The following is a 2,704-nucleotide window of genomic DNA, read 5'->3' as shown; positions in this document are numbered from 1 at the left end:
GACTCGCGCAACGCGCTGACGATGGTTCTGCTGAGCAACCTTTGGGATGCTGCGCAGGGATGGTCCGATGAGAGCAGGACAGGCGGGGACGAACCAGTGACGAGTGATGAGAAGATTGCGAACGTTATTATTGAAGAGGCAGCAGCAGTTGCGACCTCCGAACTCGTCTATGAGGAATTCCTGCCCCAAGGTAGGGGCTTCGGGGTGAGCCTTGGCCTAATCATGCAGTATCCCGACCAAGTGAACGATCACAGTCGGTCGAATCGACCATACAAAGAGATTTTGAACAACGTGAAGACGAAAATCATCGGGAATATCGAGGTTGACGATGAGCTCGCGAAATCGATGGCCCATGAAAATTTGTCTACACAAGACCCGAGACCCGCGGCGACGATTTGGAAGTACGAAACCTGAAGGTAGGAGGCCATCACGAACGCGGACGCACCCATGACGGGCGGGAGCACCTGACCGGATGTCGACGCGACCGACTCGATTGCGGCGGCGCGGTGGCTGGCCATCCCGGAGTCTTTCATCGTCGGGATAGTGAACGACCCGGTCATCGCTGCGTTCGCAGTGTACGACCCGTTAATGGAGCCGATGACGGCAGACGAGAGCACAGCGGTCTGGGCGACGCCGGAGCGGACGTACTTCGCGGCGACGATAGCGACCCGAAGGATGAGGTCAAACGCCCCGTACGCGAACAGCAAGCCCGCGTAGAGGAGAAACGGTGCGATCTTCGATGCAGTGATCTGGGTGAGGTTCCCGTAGAACCCGTACAGGTCGGTGACCGTCGCCTGCAGGAGCGTCAGCTCGCTCATACCTGCATGCCCCAGGATGCCAGGGACGTGATTCCCGTAGATGGCGTACAGCAGCACGCCGACGACGAGGAAGAAAAAGAGGTTCCCGAACTCCCGCCACGTCAGGTACAGCAGGGCGACGATGATGAGGCGGGCGAGCATGTACTCGTGTTCGAGTGCGAATCCCTGTCGGAAGAGGTACACCTGGTCGAAGTTCAGCGCGAAGTACGCGGACGCGGAGATGAGGACGAGCGACGCAGGTATCAGCACCGCGCCGTCGACCCAGTCACCTTCCGCCAGTGCCAGTCGCGTCTCGTTAAGGGCGTAGACGGTCATGATACCGCCGACGAAGACGACGCCGTATTTGACCGTCGACCACTGTTGGGTGTTCGCGAACCAAAGGACGAATGCCCAGAAAGCGAGGGCAATGGTCGTCACTAGCACGTCGAGTCCGCGGAGCAGTCCCGAGTCGGCCGCGTTCTGTTCTGTTTGTGTACTCATGATACCATGATAATATGTGGTGTAGTTAGGAGACGACACGTGTCGTCCGCCGGGGACTTACTTGCCCTCCTTGAGGCTGTCGTCCCAGGCGTCGTTCTCCTTGTAGTACTTGACTGCGCCGGGGTGGACAGGGATACGTTTGCGTGCGGAGGCGAGCATGTCGCTCGTGGACTCGAAGTCGTTGAACTGCTCTTCCCCCTCGTTTACGACGTCGTTGTGTTTGTCAACAACGCGACAAAGTTCGTACACGGCGTCTGCGCTCGCGCTCGGGTTGAACGTGTAGTTGACTTCGAGGTTCCAGTGGAATACTTCGTCGGTGCCGATGTCGGTGTCCATGCTCCAATCGCTGTACTTCGTGGTGCCGGTTCCGGCGCCAGAGTAGGACTCTGCGGATTTCTTGAGCGCCTTCGTGGGTTCGACGTAGTGGACATCAACGCGGGAGGCGATTTCGCGCACGAATCCGGTGTAGCGGACACCGGGGGTGCCGTAGGCAATAGTGGCGTCAATGCTGCCCTCCTCCATCGCACCGGGCGCGGAGTCAACACCCATGTTCTGGATGTTCATCTTGTCGTAGACGCCCTTTGTCGGCTTCTGTGACCAGACGTCGAGCGTCGTCGCCCGGGTCGAGTAACCAGGTTCCGCGGGGTAGACGTTTTTCCCGGCGAGGTCGTCGAACGTTTTGATGTTCGTACCGTCGCGGGCGATGATGTAGATACTGTACGGGAACGCGTAGAATCCGTAGTAGGGGACGCTGTCGACGCTCTGCTTGGAGAATTGGCCGCGGTCGTCGAGTGCTTTCGTCAGGGAGTTATTGTCGGTGATACCAGCGTTGAATTGGTCCTGTGCCATCCGATAGATCGTACCGATATAGCCTGGACTCTCGACCGTCGAGTAGTCGAGTTTGTCGCTCTTCTGGCTGACGGCGCGTTCGACCGCGAGGCCGACGTCTTTGGTGCCACCCGCAGACGTACCCACTCGGAGGGTCATATTGGAGTTCCCGCCGCTTCCGCCGTCTCCACCGTCTCCGCCGCCTCCGTCTCCGCCTTCTCCGCCGTTGTTGCTACCGCCGCTATTGCAGCCAGCGAGACCGACTACGCCAGCAGTCGCTGCGCCGTACAGAAATGTACGTCGTCGAATGTCGTTTCCTGACATGAACACCCCTTTGTTGCGTGCCACCCTATAACAACCTATCTGTTTCTCCCTATAGAATTATTAAATAATTAGAACAAAAACCAGATATATTCCGGCAAAATGTATGTTATTTCCAAATATTTATTACAATAGTGGTTGTGTAATTTGAGCGCCGTCAGAACCTATCTTGTGACTGATGAGTTTACGGACCCGATCGATTCCACCGTCGCCCGAACTTCGTCACCCGACTCGATGGGTTCCGCACCTGGCGTCCC

1 protein-coding gene and 1 pseudogene are annotated in these 2,704 nt (G+C 57.6%); both read right to left on the bottom strand.

Annotated elements, in window-relative coordinates; translation table 11 throughout:
• Positions 1-377: 377 nt before the first annotated feature.
• A pseudogene (locus BG842_RS06155) lies at positions 378-1,298 on the bottom strand (TRAP transporter large permease subunit); the annotation flags it as partial.
• Between the two features lie 57 nt (positions 1,299-1,355).
• Positions 1,356-2,450, bottom strand: coding sequence for a TAXI family TRAP transporter solute-binding subunit (locus BG842_RS06150; protein ID WP_069450091.1), 1,095 nt, complete (start codon positions 2,448-2,450; stop codon positions 1,356-1,358).
• Between the last annotated feature and the right edge of the window lie 254 nt (positions 2,451-2,704).

This window comes from Haladaptatus sp. W1 (assembly GCF_001723155.1).
GTDB lineage: Archaea > Halobacteriota > Halobacteria > Halobacteriales > Haladaptataceae > Haladaptatus > Haladaptatus paucihalophilus.
The sequence above is the reverse complement of the archived record's forward strand: the minus strand, read 5'-3'. Positions and strand labels throughout refer to the sequence as shown.

Excerpts from the sequence above, each read along its gene's own strand:
- BG842_RS06150 (WP_069450091.1), bottom strand. The coding sequence starts at position 2,450 with ATGTCAGGAAACGACATTCGACGACGTACATTTCTGTACGGCGCAGCG.